At 69.8% G+C, this 21,986-nt stretch carries 20 protein-coding genes; 8 read left to right on the top strand and 12 right to left on the bottom strand.

Features of this window, described 5'->3' with window-relative positions; genetic code table 11:
* Positions 1 to 29: 29 nt before the first annotated feature.
* Positions 30 to 452 (bottom strand): diol dehydratase small subunit, encoded by a 423-nt coding sequence (locus J2853_RS39070; protein ID WP_307566242.1) that lies wholly within the window; start codon positions 450 to 452, stop codon positions 30 to 32.
* Between the two features lie 199 nt (positions 453 to 651).
* A complete protein-coding gene (locus J2853_RS39065; RefSeq protein ID WP_307566241.1) occupies positions 652 to 2,184 on the bottom strand; it encodes a sigma-54-dependent transcriptional regulator family protein in 1,533 nt (510 codons plus the stop codon).
* A gap of 209 nt (positions 2,185 to 2,393) precedes the next feature.
* On the opposite strand from J2853_RS39065, the gene exaC reads away from it, so the two are divergent.
* Both exaC and J2853_RS39055 read left to right on the top strand, forming a co-directional pair.
* Complete coding sequence (gene exaC, locus J2853_RS39060) at positions 2,394 to 3,917, top strand: acetaldehyde dehydrogenase ExaC (RefSeq protein WP_307566240.1); 1,524 nt, start codon at positions 2,394 to 2,396, stop codon at positions 3,915 to 3,917.
* 2 nt (positions 3,918 to 3,919) lie between these two features.
* Positions 3,920 to 4,318 (top strand): DUF779 domain-containing protein, encoded by a 399-nt coding sequence (locus J2853_RS39055; protein WP_307566239.1) that lies wholly within the window; start codon positions 3,920 to 3,922, stop codon positions 4,316 to 4,318.
* Between the two features lie 159 nt (positions 4,319 to 4,477).
* Here J2853_RS39055 and J2853_RS39050 read toward each other — a convergent pair whose 3' ends face one another.
* Positions 4,478 to 5,467, bottom strand: coding sequence for a phosphotransferase family protein (locus tag J2853_RS39050; RefSeq protein WP_307566238.1), 990 nt, complete (start codon positions 5,465 to 5,467; stop codon positions 4,478 to 4,480).
* A gap of 290 nt (positions 5,468 to 5,757) precedes the next feature.
* Between J2853_RS39050 and J2853_RS39045 the strand changes: the two genes are divergently transcribed.
* Together J2853_RS39045 and J2853_RS39040 are read left to right on the top strand one after the other, a co-directional pair.
* Entirely contained in the window at positions 5,758 to 7,242 is a 1,485-nt protein-coding gene (locus tag J2853_RS39045) for an MFS transporter (protein ID WP_307566237.1), read from the top strand.
* Positions 7,239 to 7,829, top strand: coding sequence for a TetR/AcrR family transcriptional regulator (locus J2853_RS39040; RefSeq protein WP_307566236.1), 591 nt, complete (start codon positions 7,239 to 7,241; stop codon positions 7,827 to 7,829). The genes J2853_RS39045 and J2853_RS39040 overlap by 4 nt, the downstream gene beginning before the upstream one ends.
* Before the next feature lie 85 nt (positions 7,830 to 7,914).
* Here the strand turns inward: J2853_RS39040 and J2853_RS39035 are convergent, their stop codons facing one another.
* A complete protein-coding gene (locus tag J2853_RS39035; protein WP_307566235.1) occupies positions 7,915 to 9,156 on the bottom strand; it encodes an RNA polymerase sigma factor in 1,242 nt (413 codons plus the stop codon).
* Between the two features lie 19 nt (positions 9,157 to 9,175).
* Positions 9,176 to 9,577: a YciI family protein gene (locus J2853_RS39030; RefSeq protein WP_307566233.1), complete on the bottom strand. Its 402-nt coding sequence runs from the start codon at positions 9,575 to 9,577 to the stop codon at positions 9,176 to 9,178.
* A gap of 247 nt (positions 9,578 to 9,824) precedes the next feature.
* Between J2853_RS39030 and J2853_RS39025 the strand changes: the two genes are divergently transcribed.
* Complete coding sequence (locus J2853_RS39025) at positions 9,825 to 11,123, top strand: hypothetical protein (RefSeq protein WP_307566232.1); 1,299 nt, start codon at positions 9,825 to 9,827, stop codon at positions 11,121 to 11,123.
* A 44-nt stretch (positions 11,124 to 11,167) separates the two neighbouring features.
* On the opposite strand, the gene J2853_RS39020 is transcribed toward J2853_RS39025, so the two are convergent.
* Together J2853_RS39020 and J2853_RS39015 are read right to left on the bottom strand one after the other, a co-directional pair.
* On the bottom strand, positions 11,168 to 11,866 hold the full coding sequence (locus J2853_RS39020) for a GlxA family transcriptional regulator (RefSeq protein ID WP_307568963.1): 699 nt from the start codon (positions 11,864 to 11,866) through the stop codon (positions 11,168 to 11,170).
* A gap of 2 nt (positions 11,867 to 11,868) precedes the next feature.
* Positions 11,869 to 12,138, bottom strand: a complete 270-nt coding sequence (locus J2853_RS39015; RefSeq protein ID WP_307569057.1) for a type 1 glutamine amidotransferase family protein — start codon at positions 12,136 to 12,138, stop codon at positions 11,869 to 11,871.
* Positions 12,139 to 12,236: 98 nt separating this feature from the next.
* Here J2853_RS39015 and J2853_RS39010 point away from each other — a divergent pair, with 98 nt between their 5' ends.
* The gene (locus tag J2853_RS39010) at positions 12,237 to 12,644 is read left to right on the top strand and encodes a hypothetical protein (RefSeq protein WP_307566230.1); all 408 of its coding nucleotides are present in this window, start codon (positions 12,237 to 12,239) and stop codon (positions 12,642 to 12,644) included.
* Between the two features lie 1,271 nt (positions 12,645 to 13,915).
* Here the strand turns inward: J2853_RS39010 and J2853_RS39005 are convergent.
* The 4 genes from J2853_RS39005 to J2853_RS38990 all read right to left on the bottom strand — a co-directional run bounded on the left by J2853_RS39005 (position 13,916) and on the right by J2853_RS38990 (position 18,557).
* Entirely contained in the window at positions 13,916 to 14,191 is a 276-nt protein-coding gene (locus tag J2853_RS39005; protein WP_307566228.1) for a hypothetical protein, read from the bottom strand.
* Between the two features lie 698 nt (positions 14,192 to 14,889).
* Complete coding sequence (locus J2853_RS39000) at positions 14,890 to 15,567, bottom strand: GNAT family N-acetyltransferase (RefSeq protein WP_307566226.1); 678 nt, start codon at positions 15,565 to 15,567, stop codon at positions 14,890 to 14,892.
* Positions 15,568 to 15,945: 378 nt separating this feature from the next.
* Complete coding sequence (locus J2853_RS38995; RefSeq protein WP_307566224.1) at positions 15,946 to 16,719, bottom strand: trypsin-like serine protease; 774 nt, start codon at positions 16,717 to 16,719, stop codon at positions 15,946 to 15,948.
* Positions 16,720 to 16,970: 251 nt separating this feature from the next.
* Positions 16,971 to 18,557, bottom strand: coding sequence for an MFS transporter (locus J2853_RS38990; RefSeq protein ID WP_307566222.1), 1,587 nt, complete (start codon positions 18,555 to 18,557; stop codon positions 16,971 to 16,973).
* A gap of 113 nt (positions 18,558 to 18,670) precedes the next feature.
* Between J2853_RS38990 and J2853_RS38985 the strand changes: the two genes are divergently transcribed.
* Positions 18,671 to 19,570 carry a helix-turn-helix transcriptional regulator gene (locus J2853_RS38985; protein WP_307566220.1) on the top strand — a complete coding sequence of 300 codons (900 nt, stop codon included), beginning with the start codon at positions 18,671 to 18,673 and terminating at the stop codon, positions 19,568 to 19,570.
* Between the two features lie 142 nt (positions 19,571 to 19,712).
* Complete coding sequence (locus tag J2853_RS38980; protein ID WP_307566219.1) at positions 19,713 to 20,090, top strand: VOC family protein; 378 nt, start codon at positions 19,713 to 19,715, stop codon at positions 20,088 to 20,090.
* Between the two features lie 49 nt (positions 20,091 to 20,139).
* On the opposite strand, the gene J2853_RS38975 is transcribed toward J2853_RS38980, so the two are convergent.
* Positions 20,140 to 21,633, bottom strand: a complete 1,494-nt coding sequence (locus J2853_RS38975; RefSeq protein ID WP_307566218.1) for a mannitol dehydrogenase family protein — start codon at positions 21,631 to 21,633, stop codon at positions 20,140 to 20,142.
* Positions 21,634 to 21,986: the final 353 nt, after the last annotated feature.

Genomic DNA, 21,986 nt, shown 5'->3' with positions numbered 1-21,986 from the left:
CGTACGTCACCGGCGGATGCGTGGCGTGCTCAGTTCGCGAGGATGCCCCGGCGCTCGTAGACGTCGGCGGCCTCCCTGATCAGCCGCGCGCACAGCGTGGCGGAGTAGTCGCGCTCCAGTTCGTCCGCGATCGCGGTCAGCTGCTGTTTCGTGGAGGCGCGGGGCCGCAGCGCGTTGTAGAAGCCCAGCACCTTCTCGTCCGGCAACGCGGTCAGCTCGGCGGCCCTGCGGAAGTTCTGCCCGAGTTGCGGCCTGCCGACGGAGTCCGCGATCTGCGCCTGCAGCCGCAGCGTCTCCGGCGCGATGCGGAGGTCCTCGGCCGCCACCTCGCCGGCCAGGACGGCCTCCATGGTGATCTCGTCGAGACGCTTGCCGGTCGGGGTCCGAAGCAGCTCTGGACGGTGGGACGCCAACGGGTAATCGCGCTGCGGATCCAGCTCTGAGGGGCTCATCGGCTTGCACCTGCCTTCTCCATCACGAGCCCTGCGGGCTCGGTGTCACCGGAGTCGCCACCGCCTTGAGCCGGACGCTCGAACGGTTATCGCGGTGCCGAGATGCGGTAAATGCTAAGAAACGTCACGTTGCAATAACGTAGCGCTCATTTTTAATGTGAATTTTGCAATTCACCCATATCGCTTTTACGTGCGGCGCCTATTCGTCGTCCTCGGTGAGCAGCCACGCGAGCCTGGCTGCGGCGACCGGCCGCCGGGGGTCGTGCGCGGGCAGCTCCTCGACGAGGCGTTCGAACACCTCCACATCGTCGTTGCCGGGCTCGCTCTGTGCGAACGTCCACAGGGCGTCGAGGTCGCGGTGGTCGAGGACGGCCGATCGCAGGGCCGCGACCAGGTGGTAGCGCTCCGCCCGGATGGCGGGCGCCTCCGAGTCGGCGAGCAGCCGCGCGTGGCAGGCCGCCGCCGCGGCGCGCACGTCACCCGAGCTCAGCGCGGCCCGCGCGGTGAGGAAGTCGGCCTCGACCTCGGCCCGCAACCGGTAGGGCTTGGCCCGCAGGCCCTCGTCGCCGAGCTGGGTCCGGAGCCGGTGGATCTCGGCCCGCACCGTCGCGGGGTTGCCGTCGTCCCCGTAGAGCCGCAGCGCGAGCTGCTCGGCGGTCAGCCCGGCGGGATTCAGGGCGAGCAGGGCGAGCAGCTCGGCCCAGCGCAGGGTCAGCGGCAGCTCCCGGCCGTCCAGCACCGCCACCGGCCGGTCTCCGAGGAACGACAGCGACAGCCTGGGCCGGTGCGGGGCCGTCCGCGCCGAGCGGGGAAGGCGGATCAGGTATCCCTCGGCCAGCGGCTCGACCAGCGCCTCACGGCCGTCGTCGAGCAGGACTCGATCATCGCCGGGCCGGATCCTGATCCGCTCGGGCCACCGGCCGTGCGGCTCGGCGGCGATGATCCGCCCGGTCGGGGTCAGCAGCGCGCCCGTCTCACCGCGCAGCCCGGCCAGGTGCGGCATGTTCCTGGTCCGCAACCGCTCGTCGCTCAGCTCCATCTGCCCGCGCAGGTGACTCTCGGCGAGCTGTGCGGTGGCGTTGACCAGGCAGACCACCGCGGGATGCAGCGCCTGGAGCAGCCCGCTGACGTCGACCGAGCCGAGCAGGTCCCCGGTGTCGGGGTCATGGATGGGCGCCGCCGCGCAGGTCCAGGTGTGGTAGGTCCGTACGAGGTGCTCGGCGGAGTAGATCTGCACCGGGGCGTTGATCGCGAGGGCGGTGCCCATCGCGTTGGTCCCGATGGCGTCCTCGGTCCAGCGGGCGCCCTCGCACAACCCGACCGGGTCGGCGCGCAGGCAGATGTCACGCGGCCCCTCGCGCCAGAGGATGGTGCCCTCCGCGTCGGTGACGATCATGACGTGCCGCGACTCGTCCGCGATGCCGACCAGCAGGTCGCGCAGCAGCGGCAGTACGGCGCGCAGCGGATGAGCCGATCGGACGTCGGCCACCTCGTCCGATCCGTACACCACCGGCGGCCGGTAGCCCTCCGGATCCACGTGCGCGGCCAGCGAGCGCCGCCAGGACTCGGAGATCACCGAGCGGGGCGACACCGGCGCCTTCTCACCACCGAGCGTGGCCTCGTGTACCTGTTGCAGCGCGTGGAACTGCGCCACGGGGTCCGACGACAGGCTCAGGGCCGTCGAGGCCGCTGTCGGTGCCGCTGTCGGTGCTTCGGAGGGATGGACTTCCATGATGCGCTCCGCGGCGGCCCTGACGGGGCGCGTCAGGGTGGCCGTCACTGCCGGTGACCGGGCTTACCTCAGCATGCCGCGCGACGCCTGCCTCGGCGAAGGCGGACAGCCGATCCTGCCCTCAGGCGCTCCCCCGTGCAACGATGCTGCAACGTCGGCCTTCCTACGTTGATAAATGACCGTCAATTCATGATATAGGGGGCAGGCACATGGCAAGGTATGCGGCGCCGGGCGAGCCGGGCAGTGTTGTGACCTTCCAACCGCGCTACGACCACTTCATCGGCGGCGAGTACGTGCCTCCGGCGAAGGGACAGTACTTCGAGAATCCCACCCCGGTGACCGGCCGGACGTTCACCGAGATCGCCCGGGGCACCGCCGAGGACGTCGACCGGGCGGTGGACGCCGCGGAGGGCGCCGCGGCCGCGTGGGGCCGTACCTCGCCCGCCGAGCGCGCCCAGGTGCTGAACAAGATCGCCGACAGGATCGAGCAGAACCTGGAGGCCATCGCGGTGGCCGAGTCCTGGGAGAACGGCAAGCCGGTCCGGGAGACCCTCGCCGCGGACATCCCGCTGGCCGTCGACCACTTCCGCTACTTCGCCGGTGCCATCCGGGCGCAGGAGGGCTCGATCTCGCAGCTCGACGCCGACACCGTGGCCTACCACTTCCACGAGCCCCTCGGCGTGGTCGCGCAGATCATCCCGTGGAACTTCCCGATCCTGATGGCCACCTGGAAGCTGGCCCCGGCCCTGGCCGCCGGTGACACGGTGGTGCTCAAGCCCGCCGAACAGACCCCGGCCTCGATCCACGTGCTGCTGGACCTGATCGCCGACCTCGTCCCGCCGGGCGTGCTGAACGTGGTCAACGGCTTCGGGGTGGAGGCCGGCAAGCCCCTGGCCCAGAACAGCCGGGTCCGCAAGGTGGCGTTCACCGGGGAGACCACCACCGGGCGGCTGATCATGCAGTACGCCAGCGAGAACATCATCCCGGTCACCCTCGAACTGGGCGGCAAGAGCCCCAACATCTTCTTCGCCGACGTCGCGGACTCCCGGGACGCCTTCTACGACAAGGCGCAGGAGGGCTTCGCGATGTTCGCGCTGAACCAGGGCGAGGTGTGCACCTGCCCGTCGCGGGCGCTGGTCCAGTCGTCCATCTACTCGACGTTCATGTCCGACGCCGTCGCCCGGGTGGAGAAGATCAAGCAGGGCCACCCCCTGGACACCGACACCATGGTCGGGGCCCAGGCCTCCAACGACCAGTTCGAGAAGATCCTCTCCTACCTCGACATCGGGCAGAAGGAGGGCGCGAAGATCCTCACCGGCGGCGAGAGGGCCGACCTCGGCGGCGAGCTGTCCGGCGGGTACTACATCCGGCCGACGGTGTTCGAGGGCCACAACAAGATGCGGATCTTCCAGGAGGAGATCTTCGGCCCGGTGGTGTCGGTGACCCGGTTCGACGACTACGCCGACGCGATCAAGATCGCCAACGACACCCTGTACGGGCTGGGCGCGGGGGTGTGGTCGCGCGACGGCAACACCGCCTACCGCGCCGGCCGTGAGATCCAGGCCGGCCGGGTCTGGACCAACTGCTACCACGTGTACCCGGCACACGCCGCGTTCGGCGGGTACAAGCAGTCCGGGATGGGCCGCGAGAACCACAAGATGATGCTCGACCACTACCAGCAGACGAAGAACCTGCTGGTGTCGTACTCGCAGGACGCCCAGGGTTTCTTCTGATCATGTCCGTTCAGGAGCACCCTTCGGGACAGCGGGTGGATCTCACCGACGCCGCGGCCGGCCTGCTGCGACGGCTCACCGGACAGCACGGGCCGTTGATGTTCCACCAGTCCGGGGGGTGCTGCGACGGCAGCTCCCCGATGTGCTATCCGCTGGGAGAGTTCCGCACCGGCAACGCCGACGTCCACCTCGGCGACCTCAGGGTGGACGGGATCGACGAACCGATCCCGGTGTGGATGTCGGCGTCTCAGTTCGAGTACTGGAGGCATACTCACCTCACCATCGACGTGGTGCCCGGCCGGGGCAGCGGCTTCTCGGTGGAGGCCCCCGAAGGCGTGCGCTTCCTGGTCCGTTCCCGGCTGTTCACCGACGACGAGCTGAGCGCACTCGACGACGTCTGACGGCCCGCCCGAGCCGGCCGGGACCGCGTGTCGACCGAGCTCGGCGACCTGCCCGCGACCGGGGAGAGCGGCTCGCCCCGCCCGCCTGAAAACCCACCGGAGATCTCGTTTCGAGCCGCATGGGCGATCGGCGGCGACCTCCCTGGCCCGCGGTGCCGATCAGGCCGTCAGGAGTGCGAGCACGTCGCGCAGGTCGTCGTAGGTGTCCGGTACGGCCTCGGAGTTTCCCAGCCGGTGTCTCTCCAGCCGGACCGCGGCGAGGTGCCGGGCCCGGTAGAGGAGCGCCCGCCACGCCGCGCCGGGTGTGGATGACCGCGACCCGTACGTCTCCCAGAACGCGTCTCGCTCCGTGCCCGGGCGCCTGCCCGCCATGAAGATCGTCCAGTCGGACTCCGGGTCGCCCCACGAGGTCCGGTCGCAGTCGAACACACCGCTGATCGTGGGCTCCGGCGCGCCGGGCTCGATCATCACGTTGACGGTCCACAGGTCGCCGTGGAGCAGCCGTGGCTCGGTGATCTCGTCGAGGACCGCCCGGTGCCGGTCCGCGGCCGCGGCGAGCTCCCGCACGTCGGTCGCGTCGAGACCGACGTCGTCGAGGTCGGCCGCGGTGTCGTCCAGGGACGCGATCACCGCCTCGCTCCACGTGGTGAACGCCGGGCCGTTCACCGGGCCGAAGCGCCTCCCGCGTACCGCGTGGATGTCGCGCGCGATCGTCCCCATCCGGCGGAAGAACGACGCCCACTCCGGGCGGGGGTAGGCGCCGAGGCCGTCCGGCGCGGGTACGCCGTCGAGCATCGTCTGGAACAGGTAGTCCCGCCCGATGATCTCGTGTGTGAAGTCGATCGCGAGCGTGCGCGGCATCAGCGGCGCGATCGGGGCGAGGTACGGCACGCTCGCGTGCTCGTTGCGCATCAACTCCCGCTCGATGCGGAACTGCCGGGCCGGCTCGGGCGCGACGCGCAGGATGACGGGCAGGCCCGAGCCGAGGTCGACGCGGTAGGTGCTGTTGTACATCCCGTTGCCCAGTTCGACGGCCGAGACGGCGCTCACGCTCGCGCCGAACGCCCGGCGGCACATCGCGTGGATCTGCCCGGCGGTCACCGGCTGCTGGAACGCGCCGGGAGCGCGCTCGATCGATCGGAACTCCACGCGACTCCCTGAGGCTCGTATGTTCGCGCGGCTCGGGTGAGGAGCGGGCGCGACCGGGTTCGTAACGTCTGCTTGCGGCGCATCCGGCAGGTCGGCTCAGGAGCGACCACACCCGGCTCGTACCGCCGGCTCGCGATGCATCCGGCAGGTCAGTTTAGGAGCGGGCGCGACCGGTTCGTACCGCCGGTCTTCTGTCCAGATTTCTCCACCCGCGTCCCACCTGGGGTGTACGGGCGTTTACCCTAGAGGTGAACAGTTGTGCACCCCCGTCCAACGACCTACGGAGAACCGTGCCCGAAGCGACGATCGAGCCCGTCGAGGCCCCCCACCCCCGTTTTCTCGTCGGTGTCCTGGCGTTCTGCGGGGTGGTGGTGGCCGTCATGCAGACGCTCGTCGTGCCGCTCCTGCCGCACATCCCCCGGCTCACCGGCAGCACTCCCACCGCCGCGAGCTGGCTGATCACCATCACCCTGCTCACCGGCGCCGTCTGCACCCCCGTCCTCGGACGGGTCGGCGACATGTACGGCAAGCGCAGGGTGCTCCTGGTCTCCCTCGGCGTGCTGGTCGTCGGCTCCGCGATGTGCGCCCTCAGCTCGCACATCGGGGTGCTCATCGCGGGACGCGCCCTGCAGGGCGCGGCGCTGGCCGTCGTGCCGCTGGGCATCAGCATCATGCGGGACGAACTCGCGCCCGACCGGATGCTGTCCTCGGTCGCGCTGATGAGCGCGACGCTGGGCATCGGCGCGGCCGTCGGGCTGCCCGTCGCCGCCCTCGTCGTCGAGAACGCCGACTGGCACATCATGTTCTGGGCGTCGGCCGGCATCGGCCTGCTCGACATCGTGCTGGTGCTGTGCTGCGTGCCCGAGTCGCCGCTGCGCTCGCGCGGCCGCTTCGACGTCCTGGGCACCATCGGCCTGTCCGCCGCCCTGGTCTGCCTGCTGGTGGCGGTCACCCAGGGCGGTGACTGGGGCTGGACCTCCGTCCGCACCCTCGGGCTGTTCGCGGCGGCCGTGGTGACCGGGCTGCTCTGGGGCGTCTACGAGCTGCGCGTCCCCTCCCCCATCGTCGACCTGCGGGTGTCGGCCCGGCCCGCGGTGCTGCTGGCGAACCTCGCCGCCCTGTTGATCGGCTTCGCCTTCTACGCCAACTCCCTGGTCACCGCGCAGATGGTGCAGGAGCCCACGAGCACCGGCTACGGCCTCGGCGCGTCCATCGTCGTCAGCGGCCTGTGCCTGCTGCCCGGCGGCCTCGCGATGGTGGCGCTGTCGCCGGTGTCCGCCAGGCTGTCGGCGCGCTACGGCCCCAAGGTCACCCTGGCGCTGGCCGCGGCCTTCATGGCCGTGGGCTACGTGGTGCGCTTCTTCACCAGCCACCAGCTGTGGACGATCATCCTCGGCGCCACCGTGGTGGCCGCGGGCACCGCCATCGCCTACTCCGCGCTGCCCGCCCTCGTGATGCGCGCGGTGCCGGTCAGCGAGACCGGCGCGGCCAACGGCCTCAACACGCTGATGCGATCGATCGGGCAGGCCTTCTGCAGCTCGGTCGTCGCCGCCGTCCTGGCCAACATCACCTTCCAGGCCGGCGGCCGTACCGCCCCGACCCTCCACGCCTACCTGCTGGTCTTCCTCATCGCCGCCGGCGCGGCGCTCCTCGCCCTGGTCGTCACGCTGTGTCTGCCGGGCCGACCGGCCCGGGATCCGGGTACCGTCGGACAGGACCGGACTGCGGACGCTGTGGAGCGCCCGCCGACGACACTCGCCCAGGAGCGCGCATGACCGGGCATACCACCGACGAGGCGGCGGACACCGGAGCCGCCACCGGCACGGACGCCGGCACGGGCCGCGACGCCATCGTGCGCGCGGCCCGGCGGGCGTTCGCCCTGCGCCCGTACGCCGAGGTGACCCTGCGGGGCATCGCCGCCGACGCGGGGGTGAGCGCGTCGCTCATCGTCAAGTACTTCGGCAGCAAGGAGCAGTTGTTCAACACCGTCGCCGACTTCGAGCCGGCGGCCGACGAACTCCTCGCCGCGCCCCTCGGCACGCTCGGCCGGCACCTGGTGCTGACGGTGGTGCGCAGCCGGCGCGAGCAGCGGGGAGATCCGCTGCTGCGCGTCGTGTTCTCCCTGGGCAACAGCGACGAGCGCTCCCTCCTGCGGGATCGCTTCCGCGAGCAGGTCACCTCGCGACTGGCCACCCTGCTCACCGGCCCGGAGCCCGTCCTGCGGGCCGAGCTGATCGCCGGTCAGCTCCTCGGCCTGGGCGCCACCCTCAGCCTCCACCCCTCGGGCGCCGGAGCGCATGCCACCCCCGAACACCTGGCCGACCTCTACGCGCCCGCGCTCCAGCGTCTGGTCACCGGCTGACGCTCCGGCCGGTTCGTGTGACCGCGGGCGGGTCTCCCCGTGCTCCCGGAACGGCACGGCCGGGACGGACCGTCGGCGGACCGCCCTACTTCGGCTGATCCGCCGCGGCGAGCCGGGCGGCGCGGGTGATGAGGTAGTCGCGTTCCGGGAGGCTCGTCGTACGGCTCGCCGCCGCCCGGTAGTCGTCGACGGCCGCCCGCGGGTCGCCCGCCATCTCCAGAAGGTGGGCCCTGGCCGCGTAGAAGCGGTGGTGCCCCGCCAGCCGTCCCTCGTCGTCGAGCGTGCCGAGCATGTCGAGGCCGACCGCGACGCCGTGCGCCATGGCGGCGGCGACCGCGCGGTTGAGCGAGACCATGGGATTGTCGGACATCCGTTCCAGCAGGCCGTACAGCGCCAGGATCTGCGGCCAGTCGGTCTCCTCGGCCGTCGCCGCCTCGTCGTGGACCGCGGCTATCGCCGCCTGGAGCTGGTAGGGGCCGACCGACCCCCTGGACAGGGCCGCGGTGACGAGCGCGACCCCCTCCGCGACGGCCTCGCCGTCCCACAGGCTCCGGTCCTGCTCCGCCAGCGGGATCGGGACGCCGCCCGCGCCGGTCCGCGCGGGACGCCGGGCGTCGGTGAGCAGCATCAGCGCGAGCAGTCCGGCCACCTCGCAGTCGTCGGGGAGGAGGCCGTGAAGCATCCTGGCCAGCCGGATCGCCTCGCGGGACAGCTCCACGCGGTGCAGGTCGGGGCCGGCGCTGCCGGCGTAGCCCTCGTTGAAGATGAGGTACAGCACGTGCAGCACCGAGGCGAGCCGCCGCGCCCGTTCGCCGGGGGCCGGCAGGCGGAACGGGACGCCGGACGCCTTGATGCGCTGCTTGGCCCGGCTGATCCGCTGAGCCATGGTCGGCTCGGGCACCATGAAGGCCTTGGCGATCTCGGCCGTGGTCAGGCCGCCCACGGAGCGCAGGGTGAGGGCGATCGCCGAGGCCGGGGTCAGCTCGGAATGACAGCACATGAACAGCATGATCAGCGTGTCGTCCCGATCCGTTTCGTGGACGTCGTCCGCCGGTGGCGCCACCCGCCGGTCCGAGGGCGTCTGCGTGACCACCCGTTCCTCACGGCGTCGCCGCGCCTGCTCGTTGCGCACCTGCTCGATCATCCGGCGGTACGCGACCTGGACGAGCCAGCCCATCGGGTTGCCGGGCACGCCTTCCTCGGCCCACTGGGCGGCGGCGTCCAGCAGCGCCTCCTGGACCGCGTCCTCGGCGGCGGCGAAATCTCCGAAACGCCGGGTGATCACGCCGACGACCCGCGGCGCGAGTTCGCGCAGCAGGTCGTCCACGGCCGGACCGCTCAGCGGGTCACATCCCCTCGGGAGCGGCCGACATCACCTGGCGCACCTCGATCGGCATGTTGAACGGCCTGCCGCCGGGCCCGGGCGCGGCCGAGACGTACGCGGCGAGCTCGATCGCCCGTTCCATGCTCTCGCAGTCGACGATCCAGTAGCCGACCAGGAACTCCTTCGTCTCCGGATACGGGCCGTCCGTGACGACGGGGGCGACGCCCTCACCGGCCGCCCGCACGATCCTGGCCTGCTCCGGACTCGCCAGGCCCTGCGCGTCCACGAACTCACCGGATTCGACGAACCTGTCGTTCGTGGTGTGCATGAACTCGATGTGGGCCTTGACGTCCTCCGCGGGCCAGGTGTCCATCGGCTGGAGGTCGCTCTGCGCGCTGAACTGCATCAACAGCATGTATTTCATGTCCTTGCCCTTCACGTTCGTGCGCCCTCGTCGACGCCCTCACCCGTAGGTAGAAGCACACCTCCGCCTTCTCGACATCCTGGCGGACACTCGTGAAAAAAATCATCCCGATTCCACACGGCGCACGATCACGACCTTCCGGGACCCCCTCACCCGGCGTCGAACCGCCCGCCGGGGGCCGTGCGCGCGTGACGGCGATCCGGTGAACGGGCGACCGTGCCGGGGCATCGGCTCCTATCATCACGAGATGCTCCGTGAACTCAAGGGACCCGTCGTGCTGATCACCGTTTTCGGCCTGTCGGTCGCCGGTTGCGGCTCGGCGGGCCGGCAGTCGCCGGCGGGACAGAGCCCGGCGAGCGCCGCGACGACCGCGACGGGCACACCCGGGGCGAGTCCCTCGTCCTCGCCCTCCGAGGACGAGAAGTACGTGACGGGCGCGTTCGACTACCTCTATCCCGACAGCCCGGCCACGGGGAAGGACCCGGTGACCGTTCCGCTCGTGGGCGAGCCGTGGAGGCTCGCCCACCTCGCGGACTACGGCGTCTTCGACTCGCTGTCGCGCGTGGTGGCTCCCGCCGAGGACGACGCGTGGGCGTTCGGGCAGACCGAGACCTGGAAAGGTGCTCCGTTCGCGCTCAGGTGGGACGGCTGGCAGTGGGTGAGAAGCGCGCTGCCGGACGGCCTCAAGGGGTCGGTCGTCGACGCCGGATCCGCCGCGCCGGACGACGTCTGGATGCTCGCCGGCACCGAGAGGTCCTCGTCCGCCTTCCACTGGGACGGCGTCCGGTGGACGCTCTCCGAGGAGTTCCCGCTCGCGATGCGGCAGATCGAGGTGCTGGATCGCACGCATGTCTGGGCCCTTCCCGCCGAGGACGCGAACGTGACCTGGTTCTTCGACGGGGACGGCTGGCGGAGGACTCCCCTGCCCGGCGGGGTGCTCGGCCTGGCGATCGGCGCGACCGCGCCGGGCACCCTGTGGGCGGTCGGGCTGTCGGGGGAGGGCCCGCGACAGACCACGGGAGTCTTCCGCTCGGACGGAACCCGCTGGACGCGCGTCTCCCTCGACGGGATCTTCCCGCCGGACGACGAGAGCCACTACCTGCGGCTGGAGAACCTGGTCACCGGCGGCGAGGACGACGTCTGGATCTTCGGCTCCCGCGCGGAGCGTCCCGGTGAATCCGGCGAGGGCGAATCGCGGAGCCTCCCCGTGGCGGCGCATTGGGACGGCCGTTCGTGGCGCGCGGTGACCGTCCCTCCCCGGTGGTCGCTCCGCGAGGCCGTGTCCGACGGGCGGGGCGGCGCCCAGGTCATCGTCCGGCCCGCCGACGGCGACCCCGACGCGGTCACTCCCACCACCGCGATCCTGTCGCTCGCCGCCGACGGGTCGTCGTCGGTGTCCACCCCGGCTGTTTTCGGCGGGCGCGTGTCCCTGAACGCGCTGGCCAGGACGCCGGAGAAGATCTGGGGAGTGGGCGCCGCCCACCCTTCGGCGGTGACCGCCTCCGCCTCCACCTCCGCCGTCCACGTTCACACGATCACCCCCTGAGAGGCGTCAGGGAGCGGATCCGCGGTGACGCCACGCGGCCCGCGTCACGAACCAACCGTGGACGTCGCCGTGGATCGGTATCGCGAGGGCGGGACCCCGTACTGGCTGACGAACGCCTGGCGCATGGTCTCGGCCGTCCCGAACCCGCAGCGGGCCGCCACGCGGGCCATGGGCAGGGAGGTGGAGACCAGGAGGTGCGCGGCGGCCTCCGTGCGGGCCTGCCGTACGAACCGGCCCGGTGTCCGTCCGAGGTGTTTGAGGAACAGCCGGGTCAGATGCCGTTCGCTCACGCCCGCGCGGACCGCCAGCGCGGCCGTGGTCAGGTCGGCGTCCAGGTGGCCCGTGATGTGGTCGACGCTGTGCTTGACCAGGCTGTTCGCAGACGGCTTGGCGGCGGTGAACATGCTCATCTGCGCCTGGTTGCCGGGTCGTTGCAGGTAGGTCACCAGGTGCCTGGCCACTCGCCGTGCCAGCTCGGCGCCGTTGTCCTCTTCGACGAAGGCGAGGGTGAGGTCCAGGGAACTGGTGACGCCGGCCGCCGTGTAGGTGTTCCCGTCGCGAATGAAGATCGGGTCGGAGTCGACGACGACCTTCGGATGGCGGGCGGCGAGGACGGGCGCCGATTGCCAGTGGGTGGTGGCGCGCCGGCCGTCGAGCAGACCGGCGGCGGCCAGGACGGCTGCCCCCGTGCACACCGACGCGATACGACGGCTCTCCCGTGCCAGACGGCGGACGTGACCGATGATCAGCTGGTTGCCCGCCGCCGCCTCGTGTCCGATCCCCCCGACACGACGAGCGTGTCGAGCGGTCCGGTGATCCGTTCGAGCGCCTCCTGGGACTGAAGCGTCAGACCGGTGCCGCAGGTGATGGGATGGCCCCCCGGGGTGGCGAGGCGCACGCGATACACGGGCGTGGCGCCGTGCCAGTTCGCGCTCTCCAGGCTCGTGGTCACGCAGGCGATGTCGAGCAGTTCTGCGGCGTCGTACCCGACGACGACGATGCGCCGTTCGATCATGAGGCGAATCTATGTCAGAAAGGACAGGGTGCCCAAGTTTCCAGACCCGCACAATCGCCTCCCTGGGCGCGCGGCCGGTACGGCGACACAGTTGGGTCATGACTCAGACAGCACCGGCCACCCGACGCCGATGGGGGCGATTCGCCTGGCACTACGTCGAGATGATCATCGCGATGTTCGCCGGGATGGCCGTCCTCGGGATGCTTCTGTCCGCCGCCGGGCTCGGCTTCTCCCACGAGCGGGACCCCGAGCTCGCCTACCTGCTGATGGCGTTCAACATGTCCGTCGGCATGGCCGTCTGGATGCGTTACCGCGGCCACGGCTGGGCCCGCACCCTGGAGATGTGCGGTTCCATGTTCGTCCCGGTCCTGCCGCTCTTCCCGCTGCTGTGGCTGGGCCTCATCGACGGCGAGGGCCTGATGGTCATCGCCCACGTGGCGATGTTCCCGCTGATGCTGGCCGTCATGTTCTGGCGCCTCGACGAGTACGCCGGATGCGGGCACTGAATGCGGGGCACTGACGCCGGCGGGTGCCCGTACGATCACGTGCCCGCGGAGCGCTTCTCGCCCCGGGCCGGAGATCCGGCGGGTCCGCCGGGGTCCCGTGAGGCGACGAGCGGCGCCGGACGTGGCCTGCCACGTCCGGCGCCGCTCGCGCCCTGAATCACCGGTCGGTCACCGCTCTCGCCGGGCCGCCTGTCACCACGGCCCTACTGGTTGAAGGGGCCTCGGTGGCCGTGACCGTGGCCGTGGCCGTGGCCGTGACCGTGACCGTGGCCGTGACCGTGGTACCAGTCGGGCCTGCCGTGCCAGTGATGGTCGTGGTGCCAGTCGGGCCAGCCCCCGTGGTGCCAATCAGGCCGACCGCCGGGACGCCAGTCGGGCGGGCCACCGGGATGGCCACCGGGATGGCCGTGGTAATCGCGGCCGCCGGGAGGGGGATCATTCAGGAATCCAGATACGGGGGCGGTTTTCTGGGTCATCCCGCTCGCACCGGCGGGCTGGGCCGACATCGTCATAGCGAGGATGAGGCTGGAAGCCACCAATGTTCCGGTGACAAGAGCATGCTTCAACATGAAAATCACTCCGTGTCCGATGTTTGATCCCGGTGTGCCGCCTGGAGTTACCTAGCGCCTACCGAGTTCGCGGAATATGCCGAATCGGCGTCCTGTCTGAAGACGCTAGTTGAGCGCATATGAGTGGTCTCCCCAGAGAGAACAAAGGCTTGGTCCGGGATCATCACGGAAAATGAAAGACGAAGAGCGCCTTCGGAGTGAGGGTTGCGAATCCAATCCCGGCGGTGAATCCCACCGCGGTTCCGGACAGTGCAGCATGTTTCCGAGGCCGTATGTGTTCGAGGCCGCATGTGTTCGAGTCCACGGACCGGCCTCCGTCTCACGTCACCTCCGCGGTTCTTCCTCGATGTGCGCGAAGCGGCGGATTCACCGCCGAGAAGGAGCGGCGTCGCCGGCGACCGTCATGGATCCCAAGATCACGGGCACAGCGGTTCGGATCCGAGGTCCGTCGCGTTCATGTTCTCCCCGCCGGGCCGGCACCTCGGGCGGGCCCACCCGAGGTGCCATGGACGACGAGCGGGAACCGGACGCGATCAGCCGTGGCCGGCGCCGCTCACCGGTGCGGTGACCGTGAGGCATGGCGCGTTCGTCGATCATCGCCTTGCCGAGGCCGCCATCCGAGGTCGCGATTCTCCGAACCCGGTGGACGTATTCGATCACCGCACCGACCGGTCGTTATTTACTGCTGATACCGGGCCATTTCTAGTAATTGCGGCCGTAGTATCCGTAATTACCCCAGGGGTTGCCCGGGTGGACGTGGTAACCCGGGCCGTAGGCATTGCGGTGGAGGTAGCCACCGCCCCAGGGGTAGGTGGGGTCGTAGGGGTCGTGGTAGGCACTGCCACCGCTCGTGAGCACCGACGTGACAGTGGCTTCCTGAGTCACCGCGCTCGCACCGGCGGGCTGGGCCGACACCGTCATGGCGACGACGAGGCCGGCGGCCGCCAACGTACCGGCGGCGAGAAACTGCTTCAACATGAAAATCACTCCGTGTCTGGTGGTTGATCCCGGCGTACCGCCTGGACTTACAGGGCACCGTCTCGGTTTCCCGGAAATATGCCGAATCGGCGTCCTTACTAAAGACGCTAGTTGAGGGGCATATGAGTGGTCTCCCCAGAGAGAACAAAGCCTTGGTCCGGGATCATTAGGGAGAAAGAAAGCAGAGGGTTACATCTCGGAAGAGATCACGATTTCGGCTTCGGCAATGAATCCAGCCGATGACCCACAACGGCATGGCGTACATTTTTCAGTCGACGAGAGCGAGATAGGAGCGTCACCACCTGAGGCCGTAATGGCCTTAATTCGTGATATTCCGCCCATCATTTTCTCGCACGAGGCCACGCTTTCAGCAGGCTCGGCTCTCATCAGACCCCGCTCTCACTAGGCCACGCTCTCAGCAGGTCACGCTTTCACCAGACCCCGCTTTCACAAGGCCCGGCTCTCATCAGACCCCGCTCTCACCAGGCCCTGCTCCCACCAGACCCCGCTCTCACCAGGCCCTGCTCCCACCAGACCCCGCTCTCACCAGGCCCTGCTCCCACCAGACCCCGCTCTCATCAGCCCCCGGCTCTCACGGACGGCGATCCGCCCCAGGCGGCCTCAATCCTCATCCCCCTCATCGTCCTGCGAGACGGCCCGCCCGGAGGTTCATCGTGAGCCGCTGGAGGATCTCCCTCTCATTCGGCGGGCAACCGCAGGCTGAGCTGCGTTCCCAGCTCACGGAACCCCAGAGCCCGAGCCACCCGTCGCGACGGATCGACTCGCGCTCGCCACTGCGGCATCAGCCCACGGTCGAGCGCGTCGAGGGCAGCCGCCGAGGCGGCCATCCGCGCGTACCCCTGGCCGCGCCGATGCGAAGCGGTCAACACCGACAGATGCGCCGCCGTATCCGACCACGGCCGGTAACCGCAGCCGGAGATCACCTCGGCCGCGTCCCTGACGACGAAGGCATCCGACGTGATCTCGTCCAGCCCGGCCTCGTCCGCCTCCGCCCGGTCCACCTCGGCGATGAGCTTCCTGACCGCCGGATGGTCAACCGGTAACCGCTCCACCTCACCGCCGACCGGGACGAAGTCGGCGCGGTCGAGATAGGACAGCCAGGCCGGGCCAAGCGTTCCCGCCGGCTTGAGCACGGCAACCGGGTCCCGCTGCCGCAGGGCATGCCGTACCCGATCGACCATCCCGGGCTCCGGGACGGTCGCGAGCGTCGCCCCTCCGAGTCGCACGATGCCCATCCAGCCCGGTGGGCACAGCAGCGATTCGGGCGAGACCACCACGCGGGTCTCTCCAGGTTGAGGAAACTCCACCGGAATCCGCGTCAAACCCGCCCACAACGACCGAACACGCTCAATCAACACGCGATCATCATCCCGCCCCATTGATCCGGACAGGAGAGGATCTCCATCTCGCCCAACGGTCGCCATCTCGTATCCGCGATGCGGACGATCACCACGCGTGCGAAAAACCTGGGCCGGACACCGCGACACCCGCCATGGCGTGAGAGGTTTCTCATGCCATGACGGGTGTCATCGGTTGTGCTCATCGGCTCGGCCGCCGTGGTGGCGCCTGTGGCCACGGCCGGTCATGGACCGAAGCCCAGGAGGCCGAGGAGCGCCGAGGAGCGCCGAAGAGCAGGGCGGCGTGACGGTCGGTCGTGGACCGAGGCCGGTGAGGCCGAGGGAGCCTCGCTCCCGGAAGGGCCGGGTCAGGGATCAGGTCCCGGCGGGGCGTGGTCAGGGAAGCGTGACGAACTTGCCGAGGAACTGCCGGGCCGAAGGGGTGTCCAGGCGGTAGTCGAAGTTGGTCGACTTGCAGGTGTCGTCGTCCCCGCTGATCGTCGTGGCCACGAGCAGATCGGTGGTGGCTCCTTCCAGGAAGTTCGGGCCGCCCGAGTCGCCGTAGCAGGTGCTGCCGTCGTCCTTGGAACCCAGCGACAGTTCGAGCCACGCACGGGTGAGTTTCTTGAAGGAGATGGACGCCTGGTTACGGGTGTCGTTGTAGTCGAACTCTTTCCCGTGCGTCCCCTTGACCGGCCCCAGCGCGCCGTATCCGACCGGGGTGAATCGCGAGGTCTTCAGGCTGTCATCGGCCTTGAGACGGTCGAGCATGCCCTCGGTGGGCAGCTTGGCGGGCGTGATATCCGGAATGGGGGTGCTGAAGACGACGACCGCCATGTCGTAGAGATCTCGCTTTTCCTTGAATCGCTTGTCGGGCACGTAACGGCCCGTGTAGACCTTGTCCCCGCGCTTGTAACGGCTGGAGAACGAGACCCGCGCATTCTTCTCCCCCGGGTTTCCGCAGTGAGCGGCGGTGAGGAAGACCGTCGGCGAGATGAGCGTGCCGGTGCAGTAGGACCACGTGCCGTCGGGGTTCGGCTTATGGCCGAGGACGGCCCCGACCTCCGGATGAGCGATTTCGTCGGCGGACCCGTTGGTGATGGCCCATGCGGGCGAGGCCATACTCGCGATCAGTACAGCAAAAATCGGGACAAAGGGAGCAAAACGCATGAAGGGACTTTAAGCACACAGTGCCTCCATATGACACAGTGCAGGGAAAAGATCTACCCCCGGAGGCCACCGAGCGCCCGTTAAAACCTTTTTATGACCTATTCATGAACAATCGTCATGATGGTGGTTACGCCCGCCCGGAGCGGGGACACGGACGGCCTGTGGCGTGCGGGCGGTGGTGGTTGGGGGCGCGTGGGTCACGAGTGTCTTTCCGGTCGGCGGGCGCGTCGCGGTGTGGGCGTCATGGCTGTTCAGTGGCGCGATGGGGTGCGATGGGGTGCGAGCGCGAGGTAGGTGAAGACCGCGCCGAACGTGGACAGGGCCGCGAGGATGAGGCCGAGGGTGTGGAAGGCGCCGGTGAAGCCTGCGGCCAGGGCCGCGTGATGTGTTCCGGCCACCTGACCTTGGACGGCCTGCCCGGCGATGCGGGTCGCGGAACCGGAGGAGAGACCACTGCCGCTCAACCGGGCGGCGGTGAGCGTGGTGAGCAGTGCCGCGGCGCCGGAGATGGCGACGGACTCGCCGGTGATGCGCATCGTGTTGAAGATGCCCGCTGCGGCCCCGGCGTTCTCGACCGGGACGGTGCTGACGGCGGCGTTGTCCATGACCCCGAACGCCAGACCCACACCGGCGCCGAAGGGCAGCAGGGGAAGCGCCAGCGCCAGCCACGATCCGTTGCTGTGCAGGGTCGCCAGGAGCAGGGCACCGGCCACGATCAGCGCGGAGGCGCAGGTCAGCACCGCTCGCACGGAGGTGCGCGCGGCCAGCTGGCCGGCGGCGAGCGGCAGGAGGAGGACCGGGGCGGTCATCGGCAGCAGGAGCAGTCCGCTGGCCAAGATCGTGCGATCGGCGACGCCCTGGAGGTAGGCGGGCAGGTAGACCAGCAGGACGACGAAGCCAAGGGTGACCGTGAAGGGCTGGCAGACCACCGCGACGAACTCGGGCCTGCGGAACAGGCGGACGTCGAACATCGCACGGTCGGCCAGGCGGATCTCCACCACGGCGAACAGCGCGACCAGCGCCACGGCGGCGGCGAGCGGCAGCAGGGTGCTCGGCGCGCTCCAGCCTGCGGCCCCGGCCTGGACGAAGGCGAAGGACAGACAGGCCAGCCCGGCGGTGAAGGTGACCAGCCCGGCCACGTCGAGGGCAGGCCGGGCGGGGTTGCGAGATTCCGGAGCTCGGGTCGCGCACAGCCAGGCGGGTATGGACATGGCCGCGACCAGGAGGAAAACCGACCGCCAGCCGGCCGCTTCGACCAGGGCCCCGGCGACCAGCGGTCCGATCGCCAGGCCCGTACCGAAGGAGGTGCCGAGGAACCCGAAGGCCAGCTGCCGGCGCCGCCCGGAGGTGGAGTGGGCCAGCACCGCCGCTCCCGAGGCCAGAACGGCCGCTGCCCCGCATCCCTGGACCACCCTGGCCGCATCGACCAGGGCCATCGAAGGCGCCAGCGCGATCAACAGGGATAGCGCGCCGACCAGTGCGATGCCGGTCAGCAGCACACGGCGCCTGCCGAGCCGGTCCGCGAGGCCGCCGGCCGCGAGCGGCAGGGCGGCGAAGGTGATGTTGAAGGCGTTCAGCATCCACTGCGCGGCGCCGACCGAGGAGCCCAGGTGCGCCGCCATGCTCGGCAGGGCCACCGCGGCCCCGGTCACGGAGAACGGCAGCATCATGCTGGCGGACGCGACCGCGACCACCGTGGGCAGGTAGCCGTGCCCGCTGTCGTCCGCGGGTCGGGTTGAGGCCGGTTCGAGTGACGGGGCGGATCCAGGGCCGCTCGCGCTGCGAGTGCGATCCGGATCGGGCCGGCGTGTGCCGTTGAGAGAGGGTGGTGTGGACATGCCCTCGATCATTTGCGAGTGCCGTCGGTGGATGAAGAGACCGCCGTTCCCTGGGAATGACAGGGCCACCTTCCGACGGTCGCGCCCCTGACGGTGCCCCCATACTGGGGCGTATGGCTGACACGAACACGATCGCCACCAGCCTCGGTGACTACCTCCGGGCCCGACGGGCCCTGGTGTCACCCGCGGACGTGGGCCTGCCGGCGACCGGCCGCCGCCGCGTGCCCGGCCTGCGCCGCGAGGAGGTCGCGGAACTTGTCGGGCTCAGCACCGACTACTACGTACGGCTGGAGCAGGGGCGCGCCGATCACCCCTCCGATGAGGTCCTTGACGCGCTCAGCAGGGCACTGCGGCTCGGGTCCGCCGAACGCGCGCATCTGTACGACCTGGCCCGGCCGCCCCGCCGCGCCGCGGTGACGGCAGCGGTCAGCGGACGGGGCGACGTGCTGCGTTCCGCCCTGTGGCAGGTCGTCGAGGCCATCCCGACCATCCCCGCCATGATCATGAACGACCGCAACGACGTCCTGGCCTGGAACCGGCTGGCAGCCGCGCTGATCGCCGACTTCCCCAACCTCGTGGCACACGAGCGGAACATGGCCCGCCGGATCTTCCTGGACCCTGACGCGCGGCAGATCCACCTCGACTGGGACGAAGCCGCGCGCACCACGGTCGGCATCCTGCGCATGGCCGCCGGACGTCACCCGCACGACCCGGAACTCGTTCGCCTGGTCGGCGAACTGTCACTGGGCAGCGAGACCTTCCGCAAGCTGTGGGCCGGCCACCACGTTCACGAGAAGACCCACGGCCCCAAGCGCTTCCGGCATCCCACCGTCGGAGACGTGACGCTCAACTACGAGACCTTTCAGGTCCCCGGCCCCGCTCACCACCTCCTCGTGATCTACACGGCCCCGCCCGGAAGTCCTGCCGAGGAGGCGCTGAATTTCCTCGGCAGCTTCACCGCCTCCAACACGGCTCCCCCCGCTCGTCCTCAGACGAGGATCGAGAAGAGCTGACCCGAACCGACCGGTCTCGTAGGCGTCAGCAACGTCATGACCAACAACTGACCTGTGACAGTCGTGGCGGCCTCACCCTGGGAAGCGACGGGCCTGCGCCATCACAGTGGCCCGCCCCACCCCCGGAAGGAAGAGAAGAGACGTGATCGGCAATCTGCAGTGCGTGGTGCTGGACTGTCCGGCCGCCCTGGAACTCGCCCACTTCTACCGGGCGCTCCTGGGCGGGACGGTCAACCAGCCCGACCCCCGGTGGTCGCTCGACGACGACTGGGCGACCCTCCACCTCAAGACCGGCATGGTGCTCGCCTTCCAGGGCGTTGACGATCACCGCCCGCCGCTGTGGCCGGACCCCGCCCGCCCGCAGCAGTTCCACCTCGACATCGACGTCGAGGACCTCGACGAGGCCCAGCGGCAGGTCCTCGCCCTCGGCGCCACACTCCTCGACTCCGGTGACGCCACCCGCCGCTGGCGCATCTACGCCGACCCCGCGGGCCACCCCTTCTGCCTCGTCGGGGAATGACCTCGTCGTGACCGCCGATCGGGGCGCCGTGCCGACGACGACCCGTACGTCACGCGCGCACCTCCAGCCCCGCGAGCTCCCGCACCGTCGCACGGGCGCCCCTCACGTGCAGCGATTCGAGCGCGCGCAGGTACGGTTCGACGAACCGCCGATCATCCGCGAGGTCGCCGAAGAGGTCCCGGTTCTCGATGAAGGCCGTGGGATGCTCGCGCTGCGTTCTCGCGGTGGCCGTCAGCCGGTCCCTCAGCCGGTCGACGACCTCGATCGGCTCACCGGATTCGTCGGCCCCCTCGGCGTAGCGGGCCCAGCTCGCCACCACCGCGGCCGCGCGGGTGACCTCCCCGCCACGCGCCAGCTGCTCCCTCACGACGGGGAGCAGCCATTTCGGGATCCGGTCCGACGACTCGGCGCACAGTCTCGCGAGCGTGTCCCGCACCTCGGGATTGGAGAACCGCTCGACGAGGGTCCGCTTGTACACGTCCAGATCGATGCCCGGCACCGGCCGGAGCGTCGGCGTGGCCTCGATGTTCATGTAGTCGAGGAGGAATTTCGCGATCGCGGCGTCGGTGGCCGCCTCGTGGGCGTACCGGTACCCGCTGAGGTACCCGAGGTAGCAGATCGCCTGGTGGCCGGCGTTGAGCAGGCGCAGCTTCATCAACTCGTACGGTTCCACGTCCGCGACGACCTGGACGCCGGCCTCCTCGTAGGGAGGCCGTCCCCCGGGGAAACGCTCTTCGAGCACCCACTGTGCGAACGGCTCGCAGACGACCGGCCAGGCGTCGTCGACGCCGAACCTCAGGGCCACCGTCTCGCGATCCTGGCCGGTGGTGACGGGAGTGATGCGATCGACCATCGAGTTGGGGAACGCTACGGCGCTCTCGATCCAGACGGCGAGATCGGGGTCGGCGAGCCGGGCGAACGCCGTGAAGGCGCGACGCGCGACGTCCCCGTTCTCCTGGATGTTGTCGCACGACATGACGGTGAACGGCGCGACCCCCCGGGCACGGCGGCGGCGCAGCGCCTCGGTGACGAGCCCGAACACCGTGGCCGGGGTCGCGCCGGGCTCCAGGTCCGCTCGGATCGCGGGAGCCTCGGCGTCGAACCCGCCGGTGACGGGATGGATGTTGTAGCCGCCCTCGGTGATCGTGAGCGACACGATCCGTACCGCCGGATCGGTCATTCTCCCGATGACGGCCTCCGGATCGTCGGGGGCGAGCAGGTATTCGATGATCGACCCGATGACCCTGGCCTCCAGGGCTCCATCGGGATGTTTCACCACGAGCGTGTAAAGACCGTCCTGCGCGGTCAGCGCGTCTCGCATCCGCGCGTCGCCGGGCAGGACCCCGGCGCCGCAGATCGCCCAGTCGTGTGCCTTTCCCGCGTCCATCAGCCGATCGAGGTACATCGCCTGATGCGCGCGATGGAACCCGCCCACCCCGAAGTGGACGATGCCGACCGTGAGTTCCGACCGGTCGTAGGAAGGGACCGCCACCCCCTCGGAAAGGGTTCCCACTGTTTCCCGCGTCAACATGGTCACTGCCATCGATCTCCTCTCCGGCACCCTCCCTGTCTCGTCTCTACGCCCCGCGCACCGGCCGCGAAAGCTTAAAAATTTAAACTGTTGGTATAACGTCCATTCGGTTGATCGGCGTCAAAAAGAACGGCGACGGCGGAGAGGGCTCCGATGACCCGCCGGAGCCGCGGCCGGCTCGGCTCGCGGGGCCGGACGGGGCGGGCGACGTGCGGGTGAGCCGGACGGGTTCGCCCCGATGAGTGCGGATCATGCCACCCACCTGCGGTATCCCGCTGTGCACCACCGTGAGCTGACTCCGTCCTCTCGTTGTGCGAGTGTGTTCAGACCGGGTTATCGTCCGGCCGGAACCGATGAAAGGAACC

It is taken from the genome of Streptosporangium lutulentum (genome assembly GCF_030811455.1).
Lineage (GTDB): Bacteria > Actinomycetota > Actinomycetes > Streptosporangiales > Streptosporangiaceae > Streptosporangium > Streptosporangium lutulentum.
This window is presented reverse-complemented; position numbering and strand designations above follow the sequence as displayed.

Excerpts from the sequence above, each read along its gene's own strand:
- J2853_RS39025 (WP_307566232.1), top strand. The coding sequence starts at position 9,825 with ATGCTCCGTGAACTCAAGGGACCCGTCGTGCTGATCACCGTTTTCGGC.
- J2853_RS39040 (WP_307566236.1), top strand. The coding sequence starts at position 7,239 with ATGACCGGGCATACCACCGACGAGGCGGCGGACACCGGAGCCGCCACC.
- J2853_RS39055 (WP_307566239.1), top strand. The coding sequence starts at position 3,920 with ATGTCCGTTCAGGAGCACCCTTCGGGACAGCGGGTGGATCTCACCGAC.
- J2853_RS38995 (WP_307566224.1), bottom strand. The coding sequence starts at position 16,719 with ATGCGTTTTGCTCCCTTTGTCCCGATTTTTGCTGTACTGATCGCGAGT.
- exaC (WP_307566240.1), top strand. The coding sequence starts at position 2,394 with ATGGCAAGGTATGCGGCGCCGGGCGAGCCGGGCAGTGTTGTGACCTTC.
- J2853_RS39065 (WP_307566241.1), bottom strand. The coding sequence starts at position 2,184 with ATGGAAGTCCATCCCTCCGAAGCACCGACAGCGGCACCGACAGCGGCC.
- J2853_RS39015 (WP_307569057.1), bottom strand. The coding sequence starts at position 12,138 with ATGATCGAACGGCGCATCGTCGTCGTCGGGTACGACGCCGCAGAACTG.
- J2853_RS39030 (WP_307566233.1), bottom strand. The coding sequence starts at position 9,577 with ATGAAATACATGCTGTTGATGCAGTTCAGCGCGCAGAGCGACCTCCAG.
- J2853_RS39005 (WP_307566228.1), bottom strand. The coding sequence starts at position 14,191 with ATGTTGAAGCAGTTTCTCGCCGCCGGTACGTTGGCGGCCGCCGGCCTC.
- J2853_RS39070 (WP_307566242.1), bottom strand. The coding sequence starts at position 452 with ATGAGCCCCTCAGAGCTGGATCCGCAGCGCGATTACCCGTTGGCGTCC.
- J2853_RS38985 (WP_307566220.1), top strand. The coding sequence starts at position 18,671 with ATGGCTGACACGAACACGATCGCCACCAGCCTCGGTGACTACCTCCGG.
- J2853_RS39010 (WP_307566230.1), top strand. The coding sequence starts at position 12,237 with ATGACTCAGACAGCACCGGCCACCCGACGCCGATGGGGGCGATTCGCC.
- J2853_RS38990 (WP_307566222.1), bottom strand. The coding sequence starts at position 18,557 with ATGTCCACACCACCCTCTCTCAACGGCACACGCCGGCCCGATCCGGAT.
- J2853_RS38975 (WP_307566218.1), bottom strand. The coding sequence starts at position 21,633 with ATGGCAGTGACCATGTTGACGCGGGAAACAGTGGGAACCCTTTCCGAG.